Source organism: Paraburkholderia phenoliruptrix, assembly GCF_902859825.1.
Lineage (GTDB): Bacteria > Pseudomonadota > Gammaproteobacteria > Burkholderiales > Burkholderiaceae > Paraburkholderia > Paraburkholderia phenoliruptrix.
The window spans coordinates 51,637-68,269 of record NZ_CADIKB010000035.1 but is presented as its reverse complement, the minus strand read 5'-3'; the positions used below and the strand labels follow the sequence as shown (position 1 = coordinate 68,269).

Annotated in this window: 16 protein-coding genes and 1 tRNA gene; 10 read left to right on the top strand and 7 right to left on the bottom strand. The window is 63.7% G+C overall.

Annotated elements, in window-relative coordinates; translation table 11 throughout:
* Nucleotides 1-200 precede the first annotated feature (200 nt).
* Nucleotides 201-665 (bottom strand): hypothetical protein, encoded by a 465-nt coding sequence (locus HV711_RS26210; protein ID WP_028362495.1) that lies wholly within the window; start codon nt 663-665, stop codon nt 201-203.
* Nucleotides 666-750: 85 nt separating this feature from the next.
* Nucleotides 751-1,614 carry a FadR/GntR family transcriptional regulator gene (locus HV711_RS26205; protein WP_035478768.1) on the bottom strand — a complete coding sequence of 288 codons (864 nt, stop codon included), beginning with the start codon at nt 1,612-1,614 and terminating at the stop codon, nt 751-753.
* 246 nt (nt 1,615-1,860) lie between these two features.
* Between HV711_RS26205 and HV711_RS26200 the strand changes: the two genes are divergently transcribed.
* The 8 genes from HV711_RS26200 to HV711_RS26165 all read left to right on the top strand — a co-directional run bounded on the left by HV711_RS26200 (nt 1,861) and on the right by HV711_RS26165 (nt 9,546).
* Entirely contained in the window at nt 1,861-3,069 is a 1,209-nt protein-coding gene (locus HV711_RS26200) for an ABC transporter substrate-binding protein (RefSeq protein WP_035478770.1), read from the top strand.
* A gap of 101 nt (nt 3,070-3,170) precedes the next feature.
* Entirely contained in the window at nt 3,171-4,031 is an 861-nt protein-coding gene (locus tag HV711_RS26195; protein ID WP_035478772.1) for a branched-chain amino acid ABC transporter permease, read from the top strand.
* Nucleotides 4,028-5,098: a branched-chain amino acid ABC transporter permease gene (locus tag HV711_RS26190; protein WP_035478775.1), complete on the top strand. Its 1,071-nt coding sequence runs from the start codon at nt 4,028-4,030 to the stop codon at nt 5,096-5,098. Before HV711_RS26195 ends, HV711_RS26190 begins: the two co-directional genes overlap by 4 nt.
* The gene (locus HV711_RS26185; protein WP_028362500.1) at nt 5,095-5,862 is read left to right on the top strand and encodes an ABC transporter ATP-binding protein; all 768 of its coding nucleotides are present in this window, start codon (nt 5,095-5,097) and stop codon (nt 5,860-5,862) included. Before HV711_RS26190 ends, HV711_RS26185 begins: the two co-directional genes overlap by 4 nt.
* Nucleotides 5,859-6,560, top strand: coding sequence for an ABC transporter ATP-binding protein (locus HV711_RS26180; protein WP_035478778.1), 702 nt, complete (start codon nt 5,859-5,861; stop codon nt 6,558-6,560). Before HV711_RS26185 ends, HV711_RS26180 begins: the two co-directional genes overlap by 4 nt.
* A gap of 33 nt (nt 6,561-6,593) precedes the next feature.
* The gene (locus tag HV711_RS26175) at nt 6,594-7,892 is read left to right on the top strand and encodes a Zn-dependent hydrolase (RefSeq protein WP_035478780.1); all 1,299 of its coding nucleotides are present in this window, start codon (nt 6,594-6,596) and stop codon (nt 7,890-7,892) included.
* Nucleotides 7,889-9,391: a M81 family metallopeptidase gene (locus HV711_RS26170; RefSeq protein WP_035478782.1), complete on the top strand. Its 1,503-nt coding sequence runs from the start codon at nt 7,889-7,891 to the stop codon at nt 9,389-9,391. The genes HV711_RS26175 and HV711_RS26170 overlap by 4 nt, the downstream gene beginning before the upstream one ends.
* A gap of 78 nt (nt 9,392-9,469) precedes the next feature.
* Nucleotides 9,470-9,546: transfer RNA gene (locus HV711_RS26165), tRNA-Val, on the top strand.
* A gap of 91 nt (nt 9,547-9,637) precedes the next feature.
* Here the strand turns inward: HV711_RS26165 and HV711_RS26160 are convergent.
* Both HV711_RS26160 and HV711_RS26155 read right to left on the bottom strand, forming a co-directional pair.
* Nucleotides 9,638-10,528, bottom strand: a complete 891-nt coding sequence (locus tag HV711_RS26160) for an amidohydrolase family protein (RefSeq protein WP_035478783.1) — start codon at nt 10,526-10,528, stop codon at nt 9,638-9,640.
* A 2-nt stretch (nt 10,529-10,530) separates the two neighbouring features.
* A complete protein-coding gene (locus HV711_RS26155; protein ID WP_035478785.1) occupies nt 10,531-11,844 on the bottom strand; it encodes an MFS transporter in 1,314 nt (437 codons plus the stop codon).
* A gap of 166 nt (nt 11,845-12,010) precedes the next feature.
* On the opposite strand from HV711_RS26155, the gene HV711_RS26150 reads away from it, so the two are divergent.
* Both HV711_RS26150 and HV711_RS26145 read left to right on the top strand, forming a co-directional pair.
* Nucleotides 12,011-12,754: a GntR family transcriptional regulator gene (locus HV711_RS26150; protein WP_035478787.1), complete on the top strand. Its 744-nt coding sequence runs from the start codon at nt 12,011-12,013 to the stop codon at nt 12,752-12,754.
* Nucleotides 12,755-12,917: 163 nt separating this feature from the next.
* A complete protein-coding gene (locus HV711_RS26145) occupies nt 12,918-14,228 on the top strand; it encodes an MFS transporter (RefSeq protein ID WP_035478788.1) in 1,311 nt (436 codons plus the stop codon).
* Nucleotides 14,229-14,322: 94 nt separating this feature from the next.
* On the opposite strand, the gene HV711_RS33835 is transcribed toward HV711_RS26145, so the two are convergent.
* Genes HV711_RS33835 through mnmH form a run of 3 tightly spaced genes read right to left on the bottom strand, consistent with a single transcriptional unit; the run spans nt 14,323 to nt 16,621 of the window.
* A complete protein-coding gene (locus HV711_RS33835) occupies nt 14,323-14,457 on the bottom strand; it encodes a hypothetical protein (protein ID WP_013591573.1) in 135 nt (44 codons plus the stop codon).
* Between the two features lie 15 nt (nt 14,458-14,472).
* Complete coding sequence (locus tag HV711_RS26140) at nt 14,473-15,528, bottom strand: permease (protein ID WP_035478791.1); 1,056 nt, start codon at nt 15,526-15,528, stop codon at nt 14,473-14,475.
* 25 nt (nt 15,529-15,553) lie between these two features.
* Nucleotides 15,554-16,621: a tRNA 2-selenouridine(34) synthase MnmH gene (gene mnmH, locus HV711_RS26135; RefSeq protein ID WP_013591575.1), complete on the bottom strand. Its 1,068-nt coding sequence runs from the start codon at nt 16,619-16,621 to the stop codon at nt 15,554-15,556.
* Nucleotides 16,622-16,633: the final 12 nt, after the last annotated feature.

Below are 16,633 nucleotides of genomic sequence, written 5' to 3'. Positions count from 1 at the left end.
AGTGCGGATTACCCGTGTGAAAGTAGGTAATCGTCAGGCTCCCCACCACCGTCAGATACCCCACCCCGCAAAGGTGGGGTTTCTGCGTTTACGGCCCGCGGGAACAGCGTCACACAAAACGGATACCCCCAACAAGCCCATCAGCAAATGACTGCACGCCGTCCAGCCATTTCGCGGTTTCAGCCAGTTAAGCGTGGCCGTCAAGCCCTCTTGCGCGCGGGAAGCTGATGCGGCAAACCGGCGGTAAAGCGATCGAGCCGTTCGCTCGCTTCGGTGATTGCCCACAGCGGGGCGCGATGCAATTGTTGATCGTAGTTCGTTGCTATTTGCGCAAAAAGTGCAAACTCATCTTCATCTAGCGACCATCTCCCGCTATCTCGACCGATATCGAACGCCTTCGCTATCACGCGCTCCGCCGCGCCGAGCTGCTCACTGGTCGCTGATCCGAAGCCAGCTTCCGCCAGAAAGCCCGTCAATAGCATCACCTGTGTCAGCGTCTGAGCGTCGCCCATTCCGCCGTCGCCTCGGCGCAACGCATCCAGCGCCAGATGTACGCGCAAGGCGAGATCATCGGCGACTTGACGGGCGATCGGCAGCAGCATTGCCTTGGCGTGCCGGGCACGGCCAGCGCCGGTAGGGCGGGAAAATGGGATAGGTTGTGCCATGAAGGTTCAAAATTGTGCCTGTGCAGATGCAATAACGGCGCGCGCGATAAAAGGTTGAGCCCGGGTTGAGCCCGCTCTCACTCCATCATTCCCCGCCATCCATTCCATCAGCCTCAGCGGAATCCGCCGGCGCGACGTTGCGCGCCCGCACTCGCCGACGGATCTCCGAATCCAGTATCAATCTCCCTCGCAACTTCCCTTTCATCCGCTTCACGTACCGGGGCGCCTCCGTCATATGCACGGTCATCAACTCGCGCACTTTTTCCGCATCACGCTCGCGTGCCGCTTTGGTAATCGCCTTATGAATCTTGACGTTGGCCTGTCCGAACCGCTCATGCTCAGCCTGCGGCGTATCGTTACGGAACTCGATCAGTTGCCGGATCATCTCGTTGATGAGTTCGCAACTGAAGCGCAGAAACGGATTCGGATTCGCCGCAGCGAGAATGTCGTGGAAATTCACATCCTCCTGACGTTGCCGCACGATATCCTGGCCGCCTTGCACCGAAGCCGGCCGGTCGCAACACGCGATGCTCGCCTCCAGCGCGTCGAAATCCTGCTCCGTCAGGTAGGGCACCGCCCCCGCCGCGAGCTCCGGCTCGAGGAGTTTGCGCACCGTGTAAATGTCGTCGATAGACACGTCCTTGAAAAACAGATAGTTCTGCAGAAGCTGCAACGTTCGATCCAGCGGCACCTCCACCACCATGCCGCCGCCGCTCGGTCCCGTTGTCACTTTGATGAGCCCTTGCACCTCCAGCGATTTGAGCGCCTCGCGAATTGTGCTCTTGCTCACCGAAAAGAGCTGCTGCAGTTCGACCTCGCGCGGCAGCCGGTCGCCGGGCTTCAGATCCTTCTCTGTGATCAAGCGCTTGATTTCCTCCGCGACCAGATCGGCGCGCTTTTGCTGCTTGATCTCGATCGCCGCGCCAGCCTTGGCTCGATCCATGGCCATGTTCACTACTCCCATTTTTGTGTACTGCACCATCTATGTTCCGCCGACGTCCGCCGCAACGCAGGCCATCCCGCGTCGTCGCCACCAGGAATTTTGCCTTATTGACACCGGAATTTATTGTACCTACGATCGTTTCTAACCTATTTATCATGATAAATAGTACAGAGCCGGAGCGGTGAAAAACTTCTCGGCGGCCAGCAGGTTTTCGCAGTCGTTCAGTGCGTGTCTCTTCGAAGGAGCGTCATTTTGAATCGCCGAAATATGTTGAAGCTGGCCGCGCTGTCGGCCGTCCCGGGCACGCTTGGCTCGCTCGTCGCGCGTAGCGCCTTTGCCCAGGCGGGCACCCTTCAATTCGCCTGTCCGGTACCGATGTCGGGCGCGTTCGCCGCAAACGGCAAATACGCCGATCTCGGCATGAAGCTCGCCATCGAGCAATATGGCAAGGTGCTGGGAGAGCCGCTCGCCTATACGGTGCTGGACACCGAGGGCAAGCCGGCGACGGCCGTGCGCCGCGTGCAGGAAATCGCGCAGCAAAAGAACGCGCGGTTCTTCGCCGGCGGTATTTTGTCGTCCGAAGCATTGGCGATGGGCAAGGAAGTGCAGAAGGCCGGCGGCGTTTTCATCACGACCGCAGGCGCCGACGAAATCACAGGAAAGGATTGCAACGACGCGACTTTCCGCTGGTCCGTACCCACCTATGGCGCGATCGAACAGACGGTGCGCCCGCTCGCGCAGATGCTGCCGAAGGCCAAGCGCTGGTACACCATCACGCCGCAATACGTGTTCGGCGACGGTTTGCTGTCCGCGGCGAAAGCGGTCTTCAAGGACAAAGGCATCGAGCACGTGGGCAACAGCTATCACTCGCTCAACGAAAAGGAATTCAGCGGCTATCTGACGAATGCGGTCGCCGCGAAGCCTGACGTGCTGCTCATCCTGAACTTCGGCTCGCAATCGTCGGACACACTGCGCCAGGCCGTGAGTTTCGGCATGAAGAACAACTGCACGATCCTGCTCGCGTGGGCTTCCGGCCTCGAGCAATTCGAGTCGCTCGGCGCGGATCTGTGCGACGGCGTCTATTTCGGCGCGCAGTATTGGCATGCCATCGATTCGCCGCTCAACCGCGATCTTGTCAAACGCACGCAGGCGGCGTTCAAGGCCAATCCCAACTACAGCCTCGCGGGCTCGTACGTTTGCACGAAGATTTTGCTCGACGGCATCGTCAAGGCCGGCAATGTCGATCCGAAGAAAGTGGTCGCGGCGCTCGAAGGCATGAAATACGGCGGTTTGACAGGACCCGAAGAAGTCCGCAAGGGCGATCACCAGGTGCTGAAAAACTACTATCTGCTGAAGGGTAAGGCGAAGAGCAAGATGAAAAATGCCGACGACTACGCGGATATCGTGAGTTCGGGCCAATCATTCCTGCCGCTCGACAAGACCGGTTGCAAGCTTACCTGACGCGAAACCGCGCGAAGCATCGCCGCGACCGGACGGTGTCGGGGCCCCAGCGGGGCACGCATTAGCGCAGCAACGTTTCGCCTAACCTTCAGGCGGTAGCCATGAACGTTTATCTTCTGCAGATCGTCAACGGTATCGGAGTCGGGATGCTGTACTTCCTGCTCGCGGTCGGTTTGTCGATCGTCTTCGGCCTGCTGCGCTTCGTGAACTTCGCGCACGGTGCCTTTTATCTGCTCGGCGCTTACTTCTGCTATCAGGCGATGCAGTGGTCGATGAGCTTCTGGACAGCTCTCGTCGTCGTGCCGATTGCAGTGGGCGCGTTGGCGTGGGTCGTCGAGAAACTGGTGCTGCGCCACGTCTACGCTCAGCAGCACGAGTTTCATATTCTCGCGACGGTGGGCCTCGCGCTCGTCGTGCAGGAATGCGCGATTCTCGCGTGGGGGCCGCTTGGCGACAACGTGGCCGTTCCCGACCTCCTGAACGGCGTGGTGATCTGGGGCAGCTTTGTCTATCCAAAGTACCGTCTGTTCGTGATCGGCTTCACCGCGGTGCTCGCCGCACTGCTGTGGTGGGTGCTGGAGGGGACGCGTCTTGGCAGCGCAGTACGGGCGGGCAGCGAATCGACGGAAATGGTGTCGCTGCTCGGCATCAACGTGTTGCGCGTGTTCAGTCTCGTGTTCGCACTCGGCGCCGCCACCGCTGCGCTCGCCGGCGTGCTCGCGGCGCCGATTCGCGGTGTCGATCCTTTCATGGGCATCGAGGCGCTCGGCGTCGCCTTTGTCGTCGTGGTGGTGGGCGGCATGGGCAACTTTCTCGGCGCGCTGGTGGGTGGACTGCTCGTCGGCATCGTGCAGAGCGTGATGAGCACGCTATGGCCCGAGGGCGCGCGTCTGATGATCTACGTCGCGATGGCCGCCGTCCTCCTTTTGCGGCCGAATGGCTTACTCGGGAGAGCCGCGTGATCAATACTTCGAAATCCGCAGTGACGAAGCCGGGGCCGCATGCATCGGGCCGCCCGTTAGGCCACGCGCTGCATCGCTACCGTTTTCTTTTGCTGGCCTTGCTGGTCGTGTGCATTCTGCCCGCGACGCTGCGCTCCGGCTCGCTCGCTACCGAAGTGCTCGTATTCGCGCTTGCTGCGCTGGGCTGCAATCTTCTGCTCGGCCATACCGGGCTGCTGTCGTTCGGGCAAGGCATCTTCTTTGGACTCGGCAGCTACAGTGCGGGGCTCGTGCTGACCAAAGCCGCGCTGCCGGTTCCCGTCGCGCTGCTGGCGGCGATCGCGGTCGGTGCCGTGGCGGCCGCGTTTGTCGGATGGTTTTCGATCAGACAGCGCGGCACCTATTTCGTGATGCTGACGCTCGCGTTCGGGCAACTGTTCTACTTCCTCGCCTACACCACGCCGGATCTGACCGGCGGCGACAACGGCCTGCTCGATATTCCGCGACCTGCGCTCGGGCTGTTTGGCAAGAAATTGATCGTGCTGACGTCTCCCTGGCAGTACTACGGATTCGTCGCAGTGCTTTTTCTCGTCGTATTCTGGCTGCTCATGCGCGTTTCGCACTCGGTATTCGGCCGCACGCTGCTCGCCATCCGCGACAACGAAGCGCGCGCCGCGGCTGTCGGTTACGACGTCAAGCGATTCAAGCTGATGGCGTTCGTGATCTCCGGCGGAGTCACGGGGCTTGCGGGCGCGCTGCATGCGCTGATGACCGGCATCGCGCCGCTATCCAATATCGACTACCACACGAGCGAAATGATCCTCGTGATGACCGTGATAGGCGGCACCGGCAATCTGTTTGCGTCGGTACTGGGCGCAGCATTTTATGTGCTGTTCGCCGACTGGCTCTCCACATTGTGGCCGCGCTGGCTGCTGCTGCTCGGCATCGTGCTGATGGCGGTGAGCCTCTACATGCAGCGCGGTTTGTGGGGACTCGGCGAGCGGATCTGGCAAGCACTGCGCCGCAATCCGCCAGTCCACGCCAACCCGGCCGATGCCGGCGACGACACCGCAACGGAGCGCATATGAGCGAAGCCATTCTCAACGCAAGCGGCGTGGCGAAGCGCTACGGCAAATTCACGGCGCTCTCCGATGTCAACTTGCGCATCATGCCGCGCACCGTGCACTCGGTGATCGGCCCGAACGGCGCGGGCAAGACCACGCTCTTTCATGTGCTGACCGGCACGCTGCCGATCACCGCGGGCACCATCGTGTTCGACGGCCACGACGTGACGCACGAGCCCGACCACAAGCGCGTGCGTCGCGGCGTCGCGAGGTCGTTTCAGGTGACGAGCCTGTTCGCCAATCTGAGCGTGCGCGAGAACCTGCGGCTGGCCGCGCAAGGCGTCGACGCGAAGCGCGCGCTCAACGCATGGACGCCGCCGCGCGGCGCGCTGGCGCACACGGATACCGTCGACGGCGTGCTCGAACGTCTGGCGTTACAACGCTTCAGCGAAGTCTCTGCAGGCGCGTTGTCGCACGGACAGCAGCGGCGCCTCGAGGTCGGCATGGCGCTCGCCGCGCGCCCCAAGGCGATTTTTCTCGACGAGCCGACGTCCGGCATGGGCATCGACGATCTCGACGATATGAAGCAGCTGATCCGCGGGCTGCGCGACGACTACACCGTCGTGCTGATCGAGCACAACATGGGCATCGTGATGGACATCTCAGACACGATTACCGTCATGCAACAAGGGCGCGTGCTGGTGGAAGGGCGGCCCGACGAGATTCGCGGCGACGAGCGCGTGCGCAGCGCGTATCTCGGCAACATGATCACCGGAGGCCGCGCATGATGCTCGATGTTCAGGACATTCACGGCTTCTACGGCAAAAGTCACATACTGCAAGGCGTTTCGCTGCAGATCGGCGAGGGCGAGACCGTCACGCTGCTCGGCCGCAACGGCGCGGGCAAGTCCACCACGTTGAAGGCGATTGCCGGCGTCGTCGTGCCGAAAAAGGGTCGCGTGACTTTCAACGGCGCGACGATCAGCACGCTGCCGCCGCACAAAATCGCGTCGCGCGGCGTGTGCTTCGTGCCGGAGCATCGCGGTACTTTCCGCTTGCTCACGGTTGAAGAGAACCTGCGGCTCGGCGCGCGCAAGGACTCGCCGTGGCAACTCGACGACATCTACCGCATTTTTCCGCGCCTGAAGGAGCGGCGCACGAACGGCGGCGGACAGCTGTCGGGCGGCGAACAACAAATGCTTGCCATTGGCCGCGCGCTGATGAATCACCCACGGCTTCTGATGCTGGACGAACCCGTCGAAGGCCTCGCACCTGTGATCGTCGAAGAAATCGTCGCGCAACTGAAGCTGATTCGCGAAGCGGGCGTCGCCATTCTGCTCGTCGAGCAGAACCTGGAAGTCTGCACGCAACTCGCGGATCGCCACTACATCATCGAACAGGGCGTGATCGTTTATTCGGGCGACAACGCGTCGTTTGCCGCGGACGATTCGATCAAGGACCGCTATCTGGGCGTCGGCGTCGTCTGAACCCACGCCTGACTTCACTATGAGGAAGCATTGATGCAAGTTCATGACTTTGAGAGCGGCGCGGCGCTCGCTCGTTTGCGCGTCGACGGCCAACGGCTTTGGAACAGTCTCATGCAACTCGCGCAGATCGGCGCGACGGAGAAGGGCGGCGTTTGCCGGCTCGCGCTGAGCGAACTGGATCGCATCGCGCGCGACCGGTTTGTCGCGTGGGCGAAGGAAATTGGTTGCACGGTGCGGGTCGACGCAATCGGCAATATCTTCGCGCGCCGGGCAGGCTTGCGCGACGACCTGCCGCCTGTCATGACGGGCAGTCATATCGACACGCAGCCGACCGGCGGCAAATTCGACGGCAACTACGGCGTGCTGGCGGGCCTCGAAGTGCTGCGCACGCTGGCCGACGCCAACATCACGACGCTCGCGCCGCTCGAAGTCGCGGTGTGGACCAACGAGGAAGGCTCACGCTTCGTGCCGGTGATGATGGGCTCCGGTGTCTTCGCCGGCGCCTTTACGCTGGACCACGCGCTCGATCAGCGCGACCGCGACGGCGTCTCGGTGCGCGACGCGTTGGCCGCCATCGGCTACATCGGCGAAAACGCAAAACCGCATACCGTTGCAGCGTATTTCGAAGCGCACATCGAGCAGGGTCCGGTGCTGGAGGCGCACGACAAGACCATCGGCATTGTGCAAGGCGCGCTCGGCCAGCGCTGGTACGACGTGACCGTGCACGGCATGGAAGCGCATGCCGGCCCCACGCCGATGGAACTGCGCCGCGATGCGCTCCTCGTCGCCGCGGATCTGATCCACGCGGTGAACCGCATCGCGCTCGATCATGCGCCGCATGGCCGCGGCACGGTCGGCTGGCTCGACGTGCATCCGAACTCGCGCAACGTCATTCCGGGCCGCGTGAAGCTCACGGTCGACCTGCGAGCCGCCGACGACGCCACGCTCACCGCGATGGACAGCGCATTGCGCGCCGCTTGCGAGGCTGCCGGCAAGCAGGCGGGCATCGAGGTGGAGATCGAGCCCGTTGTGTACTTTCCGCCGCAGCCGTTCGCAAGCGATCTGGTCGCCGCCGTCAAGCAAGGCGCGGACATGCTCGGTTTGTCGTCGATGGACGTGATCAGCGGCGCGGGCCACGACGCGGTGTATCTCGCGCGCGTCGCGCCAGCCGCGATGATCTTCGTGCCCTGCAAGGACGGCATCAGCCACAACGAGATCGAAGACGCGCGCGCGGAACATCTCGAAGCCGGCTGCAATGTGCTGCTGCAAGCCATGCTGAAGGCCGCGCAAACCGTGCGCCCAATTGCAGTGGCAGAGGACGAGAGCGTATGAAAATCCTGATTGCGCGGATGAACCACGAGACGAACACGTTCTCGCCGGTGCCCACGCCGTTGTCCGCTTTCGGCCAGAACGGCGCGAACGCCGGCCCCAGTTTCGGCGAGGACGCATTCAACGACAACAAGGGCATGCAGACCGCAATGGCCGCGTTTATCGACGCCGCCGAGCGCGAGGGCGCGCAGATCGTGACGCCCGTGTCGGCGGCGGCGAATCCGAGCGGACCCGTCGAAGCCGCCGCCTACGACACCATCTGTGACGCGATTCTCGCCGCCGCGCCCGGGTGCGATGCTGTGATGCTCGATCTGCACGGCGCGATGGTCGCGGAGAATTCGAACGACGGCGAGGGCGATCTGCTCGCGCGCGTGCGCGCCGCGTTGCCCGATGCGCCGATTGCCGTTGCGCTGGATTTGCACGGCAACGTTACGCAAAAGATGATCGACAACGCGGACGTGATCGTCAGCTTCAAGACGTATCCGCACGTCGACATGTACGAGACCGGCGCGCACGCCGCGCGTTTGCTGTTCGCGCTCGTGCACGGCAACGCGAAACCCGTGATCGCGTGGCGTCAGCCGCCGTTGCTCGCGCACACGTTGCGCAGCTCCACGGCGGAGGGCGCGATGAAGCGCGCCATGGATGCAGCGCGCGCCGCCGAGGCCGAAGGCATGCTCGCCGTGTCGGTATTGTCGGGCTTTTCTCTCGCGGATATCGAGGCGCCGTGCATCAGCGTCGTGGTCGTCGGCGATGGAGACCGCACGCAGGCCGAAGCAGTGGCCGAACACATCGCGCGGCAAATCTGGAGCGAGCGCGAAGATTTCGTTTATCGCAGCGCGCCGCTCGCGGAGTCGGTCGCGCAAGCGGCCGCGCTGGCGAAAGACGCCGACAAGCCCGTGTTGCTGCTCGACCATGGCGACAACTGCATGTCCGGCGGCACCTGCGACACCATGGACCTGTTGGAGGAAGCGCTCGCGCAGAACCTCGACGGCATCGTGACCGGGCCATTATGCGATCCGCAGGCGGTGGCCGCGCTAATGGCGGCGGGCGTCGGCAGCACGGTCACCATCACGGTCGGCAACAAGGTCGAGAGTAGCGCGATAAAGCTGCGCGCGCCCGTTGCAATGACCGGTGTCGTGCGCGCGTTGACCGACGGCGAGTACGTGATCAGCGGTCCGACTTACACGGGGCAGCGCGCTCACATGGGCCGCGCCGCGGTGCTCGACACGGGCGCGGTGAAACTGGTCGTGACCGAGCATACGCACGAACCTTGGGACCTCGGCGTATTCGAGAGCGTCGGCATCGACCCGCGTCGCGCGCGCTTTCTGCTGCTGAAATCGCGCATGTATTGCCGACCGGTTTTCGTGCCGATTTCAGCCGGACTCGTGGAATGCGACAGCCGCGGCGTAACGAGTTCCGACTATGGGCTTTTCGCATTCAGGAATGTGAAGCGCCCGGTCTTTCCACTCGATCCCCACGCTGAGTGGAACCCGGCGCACTGAATCACGCGAGCCCGCTCACATGAATGCCGCGAGGCTCTTGTGCACTTGCAAGAGACTCTCTATAATTCGCGCCTCTACAGGCTCGTAGCTCAGTTGGTTAGAGCACCACCTTGACATGGTGGGGGTCGTTGGTTCGAATCCAATCGAGCCTACCAACGCATCAGTGACGTAGACGAAAGTGGTTCCGCTTTCGTCTACGGTCCTGTCAAGGCAGTTTCTTCGGTTCCTTGTTTCCCTTTGTTTGTCTCACAGCGCGCGTTGCAACGCGGCGCTCGATGCCGATGCCTTGCGCGCGGCGGGTTCACTGTCGAACTCATAGAACGACAGTGCCGTGGTGCGGAGAATCGCACTCAGGTCATCCGCACGCAGGCCGATGTCCACGAGCATCGACAAGGCGTCCCCATAGCGCGTGACCGTTTCATATTGCGTGTGCGGCCAGTCGCTGCCCCACATCAGGCGGTGCGGGCCGAAGTGTTCGATCAGTTCGGCCGTTGCGTCCGCAACGAAGCGCGAGCCCTGCACCGCGCAGCGATAGGCGCCCGACACCTTGACCCACACGCCACCCGTCTTGCCATAGCCGAGCAGCGCCTTGAAGCCGCTGTCCTGGGTGCCCAAAGCCGGGTCCGGCCGCCCGAAGTGATCGACGACGACTCGCACGCCGCGCTCCAGCAGCCGGTCGATCATCGGCGCCAGATCCACAGCGTTTCTATGCAGCTCCACATGCCAGCCGAGCCGCGCGACGTGATCGAGCAGCGACGCCCACGGCTGCGCGCCGAGATCCGGCAGCGCCTGTTCCATCAGATTCAGGCGAACCCCCGTCACGCCGTGGCAATGCATCTCCGCCAGTTCGCTTGCGGCAATGTCCGGCGCTACCACGGCGACTCCGCGCAGGCGCTCGCCGGCAGCGGACAAGGCTCGCAGCAGATAGCGGTTGTCCGTGCCGAGAAAGCTCGGCTGCACGAGCACCGCGTGCGTCATGCCGTGTGCATTCAGAAGTGCCAGGTAGTCGTCCAGCGTGGCGTCGTAGGCCGGCGCGTAGCGGCGCTCGCCGCTGAGAGGCAAGCCTCGCTCGAAAACGTGCGCGTGCGCATCGACGCCACTTTGTGCAAACGGGAGTGAGGAGGCAAACGTGTTCATATTCAACTGCGCGGAGGATTCAGAGTGAGATGAGCGGCGTCGGCGGTTCGCGCGCCATTGGCCGGCTGTTCCGGCGCAGTGCCACGCAGACGCTTGCCGCGCGTTTCCGGAAGCAGCAGCACGGCGATCATGGCGAGGCCGTAGGCGATGGCCGCGTCGATGCCGATGGCCGCGCCGAGCGACATCGAATGGCTCATGTAGCCGACCAGCACCGGAAAGCCCGCCGACGCAATGCGTCCGAAGTTGTAGCAAAAGCCGACGCCGGTGCCGCGCATGTCGGCGGGATACAGTTCGTTGAAGAGCGGCCCGAGGCTCGCCGGAATGCCCGCGGCGAAGAGGCCGAGCGGAAAGCCGAGCACGAGCATTTGCGTGTTGGTCAGCGGCAACATGACGTAGGCGAGCACGGTGACGATGCAGCAGAACGCGAACAACGCGATATTGCGACGACGGCCGATGCGATCCAGCAAATACGCGCTCAGCATGCAGCCGCACCAGAACGCGACGATCACGACCGCGAGATAGCCGCCCGTGTTCAGCACCGACAAATGCCGCTCCTTCGCAAGGAATGTGGGCAGCCACGTCATGATCGCGTAGTAGCCGCCGTGCGCGCCCGTGCCGAGCACGGCGCCGATGATCGTGGTGCGCAGCACGCGCGGCTGAAACACCTGCACGATGTGACCCAACGCGGACGCCTTGGGCTCGACACTATCCGCTGCCGGCACGGCGCGCGCCGGCTCACGCAGATTGCGCCGCACGTAGAGCACGAGGAAGGCAGGCAGCAAGCCGACCGCGAACATCACGCGCCAGGCGGTGCCGCCGGGCAGCCATGAAAACACGGCCGTGTAGACCAGCACCGCCGCGCCCCAGCCGACGGCCCACGCGCTTTGCACGGCACCCATCGCCTTGCCGCGATGTTCGGTGCGGATCGTCTCCGCCATCAGCACCGCGCCCGCGGCCCATTCGCCGCCGAAGCCAAAACCTTGCAGCGCCTTGAGAACGAGCAGTTGCGGGAAACTCTGCGCGAACGCGCACAGGAAGGTGAAGCCCGCGAACCACAGAATGGTCATCTGCAACGTGCGCACGCGGCCGAAGCGGTCCGACAGCGCGCCGGCAATCCAGCCGCCGAGCGCCGACGAGATCAGCGTGACGCTGCTGATCGCGCCTGCCTGCGTGTGGCCGATGCCATAGGCGGCGATGATCGCAGGAATGGCTAGCGTGAACATCTGCACGTCGAGCGCGTCGAGGCCCCATCCCGCGAAGCAGCCCCAGAAAGTGTTGCGCTCCACGGGCGTGCTTTCCTTGTACCACCTGAACATAGCCTTCTCCGTCCCTGGGCTCCCGCCCAAATTCATCTATTCATATATATGACTGTATGAATACTGCGCTTATTCCGGCGCGTGGTCATTGGGTAATAACCCTTGCTCGCCCGCATCTCGCGCGATGCGGTACAGTATCTACTCCTGTGTATAACTGTATGAATTCATGAATACGGCGTCTTTCGTGTCGCGGCCGGACGACCGGCTACCCCGCTACCAGCAGTTGCGCGACGATCTCGTCAGCCGCATTGCCGCTGGCGAATGGGCGCCCGAAGAGGCCATCGCCACCGAGGCGGAACTGGGCCAGTTCTACAACGTGTCAACCGGCACCGTGCGCAAGGCGATCGACCTGCTGGTGAGCGACGGCGTGCTCACGCGGACGCAAGGCAAGGGCACGTTCGTGCGGCGGCCACGCTTCGACTCGTCGCTGTTCCGCTTTTTCCGCTTCGTCTCGCGCGACGGCCAGCCGGTGCGTCCCACCGCGCGCGTGCTGAAGCGCGAGATCGTCAAACCGGGCGAAGAGATTCGCGACGCGCTGCGCATGAAGGCCTCGGAGAAGGCGATTCATCTGTCGCGCGTACGCATGATCGAAGGCCGCACGGTTCTCGCGGAGGAAATCTGGCTGCCGCGCGCGCGTTTCGAAGCGCTCGCCACCTTGCCGCTCGACCAGTTCGAGGACCTGCTGTACCCGCTCTACGAACGGCTCTGCAAGCAGATGGTGGCGTCGGCGATGGAAGTCCTCCGTGTCGAACAGGCTACCGCCGAAACCGCCGGCCTGCTCGGCATCAAAACGGGCAGTCCGGTGATTCTGGTTCACCGCGTGGCGTCGGACTTCGCCGGCGCGCCGTTCGAATGGCGCAGCACGCGCGGCGCGGCGGATACGTTCCAGTATCAGGTCGAAATCCGCTAGACGTCGCTGCGGCGCGCCTCTCCGCGAAAACGCCCCGCCTATCCACATCCGCAAGTCGCCCCGCGCTATGCGGGTATCACCCCATGGCGTGCGCGTGCAATTCATACAATCATATATATGACTGTATCAATTTTCGCCGTGGGACGCGGCAAGTGGAGAAACCATGTCCTCAGAACTCGCATTCGAGCAGCAGGTCATGAAGAAGATGGCGTGGCGGTTAATGCCGCTGCTCATCGTCATGTTCCTGATTTCGTTCATCGACCGGCAGAACGTCGGCTTCGCCAAGCTGGAGATGGTGCACGCGCTCGGCATGACCGAGGCGTCATACGGGCTGGGCGCGTCGCTGTTCTTCATCGGCTATCTGCTGTTCGAGGTGCCGAGCACGCTCGCGCTGCATCGCTTCGGCGCGCGCGCGTGGCTCGCGCGCATCATGATGACGTGGGGCGTCGTCACCGTCCTGATGGCGTTTGCGCGTTCGCTGCCGGTGTTCTATTCGTTCCGCTTCGCGTTGGGCGTCGCTGAAGCCGGGTTTTATCCGGGCGTCATCTATTACCTCACGCAATGGTTTCCGCAGAGCTATCGCACGAAGGTGCTGGGCTTCTTCACGCTCGGCAGCTCGCTTGCGAACATGCTCGGCTCGCTGATCGGCGGGCTGTTGCTGACGCTCGGCGGCACGTGGGGCTTCGCGGGCTGGCAGTGGGTGTTCATCGCGACGGGCCTGCCGGCGGTGATCGTGGCATTCGTCGCGCTCAGATACTTGCCGAATTCGGTCAGCGACGCACCGTTCCTCTCGCAGCAGGAGAAGGACGTGGTGATCGCCGCGCTCAAGCGCGAGGCCGCTGACAATGCCAAGGCGACGCACCCTTGGGCCGCGCTGCTCGATCCGAAGGTGTTGATGTTCGCGGCGACCTACATGCTGATGTCGACGTCGCTTTACGGCGTGACCTACTGGATGCCGACGCTACTGAAGAGCGACGGCGTGTCGTCGTCGCTCAACGGCGTGCTCAACATGATTCCGTGGGCGCTCGCGACGCTGCTGCTGTTGTGGCTGCCGGGCAAGCTCAAGCGCGAGCGCGTGGTGTTGAAGGCGATGAGTGTGGTCGCCGGCATCGGCGTGGTGTGCTTCGCGTCGAGCCTCGTGCTGCCGACGGCGACGCTGCGCTTCGCGGCGCTCTGCTTCGGCGGGGCGTGCATTCCCTTGCTGTATCCGTGCTTCTGGTCGCTGCCGCCGCGCTTTTTCTCGGGCGCTCGCGCCGCGGCAAGCGTCGCGGCGATCAACGCGATCGGCAATCTCGGCGGCTTCGCCGGGCAGAACCTCATGCCTTACGTGGGCAAGGCAGCGCACAGCCAGATTGCGCCGATGCTGGTGCCGACCGCGTGTCTGCTCACGTTGGGCATCGGCACGGGCATTGCCGCGTTGATCGGCGCGCGTCGCCGCATGTCGCTCGAAGCCGCGGCGCTGCGTTCGAACTGAGCTGGAATGCTACGGACTGCATAAAAAAAGCGGCCGTGCTCGCGCACGGCCGCCATCCCGCAACCGGCTACCAAAACCTGCTATTGATCCCGCCTCACGGACGAAGCAGATCAAAGCTCGCCAGCACGACTACTCCCGTCACGGCCATCAGCGCCACGGAGTGTTGACCGAAATAGAGAAGCGCCGCCGCCGACCACGACGCGAGCGTAAACACCGCAAGCCTTTTCATCAGAACCTCGAAACCTCAGAACCTCAAGGCCGCCGCGAGCAGGCCGCTCACCACGCCGCAGATCACCACGGCCAATGCTACGACGGTCAGAATACGCTTCGGGAACGAGCGCCCGAGCATGGCCAAAGACGGCACACTGATCAAAGGCAGCGTCATCAGCAGCGCGCCGGCCGGGCCGGCGGCCATGCCGAACGACAGCATCGCCTGAATGATGGGCACTTCGCCCGCCGTCGGAATCACGAACAGCGTGCCGGCGATGGACAACGCGACGATCCACAGCACACTGTTGTCGATATCCGGCCCGATGTGCGGAAAGAGCCACGCGCGCGCCGCGCCGAGAATCAGCACGAGCACGATGTACTCGGGCACGAGACGCAAGGTCATCGTGCCGAGAATCTTGACCCAGCGCGTGAAGGCGGTGCCCGGTGCATCACCGGCGACGAGTTGCGCGATCGCTTCGCGCGACGCCTCGGCCTCCTTCGGCGTCACCATGCGGTTCACCAGATAGCCGAGGCCGAACACCATGACGAGGCCGAGCGCGAGCCGCAAGCCCATCCACTGCCAGCCGAGCACGAAGCCCATGAAAATCAGCGTGGCCGGATTCAGCGCGGTATTGCCGAGCCAGAATGCGATGGCCGCGCCCGGCGCCGCCTGACGCGCGCGCAGTCCTGCGACGACTGGTGCCGCGCAGCACGTGCACATCATGCCCGGCAACGACATCAGGCCGCCTTTCACGACGCTGCTGAAGTCGCTGCGGCCGAGCGCGCGTGCGACCCATTGCGGGGGAATCAGCGCCTGAACCGCCGAGCCGAGCAGCAGGCCCAGCACCATGGCCTGCCAGATCGCCTTGCCGTAAGCGAGTGCGTAGTCGATGGCGGAGTGCCACGACGCTTCGGGCGCGCTCGCCGCGGTGCCCATCAGGATCGACTTGCCGATGGAATGCTGGCTCGCGGCGACGAACGCGCGGTTGTAATAGGGAAACCACTTCACATAGAAGAGTCCGACGACGGTGATCGCGATGAACACGATCCAGCCAAGCGCGACGCGGGGCTGGCGAAGGGTTGATTGCATGTTGTTCTTAAACGTGGATGTTGAGTCAGACGAGCGCAAATGAACGTTTCTCGAGTTGCGCGAGAAGCGCCCTGGCCTGATCGACGACGTCGGCGTCGTTCGGCCGGAACTGCACTTGCAGCGCCTGCGGCAAGTGCACGAAATGCTGGTGGCTGCTACGCGCGTAGGCGGGATCGTAATGCAATTCGATCAGCGCATTCGCGAGTTCGGCGCGCCGGTTTTCGTCGACGAGCTTCTGCCAGCCGGCCACGCGCTCGCGGCTATGCAAGCCGATCAGGCGCTGCAGTTGCGCCTTCAGCGACGCCGGGTCGTCGAACAGATGCGCGTAGTCGTGAAGCAGAAACGCCGAGCGGTCTTCGCGGCTCGTCGCCACTTCGATGCAGACGCCGTGATGAAACGTATCGAGCAGCGCGAGCGGCAGCGTAATGGCGCCGATGCGGCGGCTCTCCGCCTCGACGAACACGGGACGCGCCGGATCGAAGCCGCGCAGCGCGCTCACGAGCCTGGTGTCGAAGCCCTTTTGCGACGGCTGCGGCACACCCGCCCACGCGCCGAGCAGCGAGCCGCGGTGCGCGGCGAGCGCCTCCAGGTCGAGCGTCTGTGCACCGGCCTCGTGAAGCGCCGCGAGGAGCCGCGTCTTGCCGCTGCCGGTCGGGCCGACCAACGCGACATAGCGGAACTGCGCCGGCAGCGTGGCGAGCGCCTCGACGGTGGCGCGCCTATAGGTCTTGTAGCCGCCGTCCAGTTGACGCGCCGGCCAGCCGATCATGTTGAACAGCGTCGTTACCGAACCGGAGCGCTTGCCGCCGCGCCAGCAATAGACGAGCGGCCGCCAGTTGCGCGGCCGGTCCGCAAAGGTGGTTTCCAGATGCCGCGCAATGTTGCGCGCGACGAGCGCCGCGCCCACTTTGGTGGCCTCGAACGGCGACACCTGTTTGTACATCGTGCCGACGATCACCCGTTCCTCGTTGCTCAGCACCGGCGCGTTCATCGCCCCTGGAATATGGTCGTCGGCAAACTCGAGAGGCGTGCGGACGTCGATGATTTCATCGAAATCACCTGCTTGGTCGAGGCTGACGAGTAGGTTCTTCAAGGGTGTACCGGC

Coding starts and splice junctions, on each gene's coding strand:
- HV711_RS26210 (WP_028362495.1), bottom strand. CDS start 665: ATGGCACAACCTATCCCATTTTCCCGCCCTACCGGCGCTGGCCGTGCC.
- HV711_RS26205 (WP_035478768.1), bottom strand. CDS start 1,614: ATGGCCATGGATCGAGCCAAGGCTGGCGCGGCGATCGAGATCAAGCAG.
- HV711_RS26195 (WP_035478772.1), top strand. CDS start 3,171: ATGAACGTTTATCTTCTGCAGATCGTCAACGGTATCGGAGTCGGGATG.
- HV711_RS26185 (WP_028362500.1), top strand. CDS start 5,095: ATGAGCGAAGCCATTCTCAACGCAAGCGGCGTGGCGAAGCGCTACGGC.
- HV711_RS26180 (WP_035478778.1), top strand. CDS start 5,859: ATGATGCTCGATGTTCAGGACATTCACGGCTTCTACGGCAAAAGTCAC.
- HV711_RS26175 (WP_035478780.1), top strand. CDS start 6,594: ATGCAAGTTCATGACTTTGAGAGCGGCGCGGCGCTCGCTCGTTTGCGC.
- HV711_RS26170 (WP_035478782.1), top strand. CDS start 7,889: ATGAAAATCCTGATTGCGCGGATGAACCACGAGACGAACACGTTCTCG.
- HV711_RS26160 (WP_035478783.1), bottom strand. CDS start 10,528: ATGAACACGTTTGCCTCCTCACTCCCGTTTGCACAAAGTGGCGTCGAT.
- HV711_RS26155 (WP_035478785.1), bottom strand. CDS start 11,844: ATGTTCAGGTGGTACAAGGAAAGCACGCCCGTGGAGCGCAACACTTTC.
- HV711_RS26150 (WP_035478787.1), top strand. CDS start 12,011: ATGAATACGGCGTCTTTCGTGTCGCGGCCGGACGACCGGCTACCCCGC.
- HV711_RS26145 (WP_035478788.1), top strand. CDS start 12,918: ATGTCCTCAGAACTCGCATTCGAGCAGCAGGTCATGAAGAAGATGGCG.
- HV711_RS33835 (WP_013591573.1), bottom strand. CDS start 14,457: ATGAAAAGGCTTGCGGTGTTTACGCTCGCGTCGTGGTCGGCGGCGGCG.
- HV711_RS26140 (WP_035478791.1), bottom strand. CDS start 15,528: ATGCAATCAACCCTTCGCCAGCCCCGCGTCGCGCTTGGCTGGATCGTG.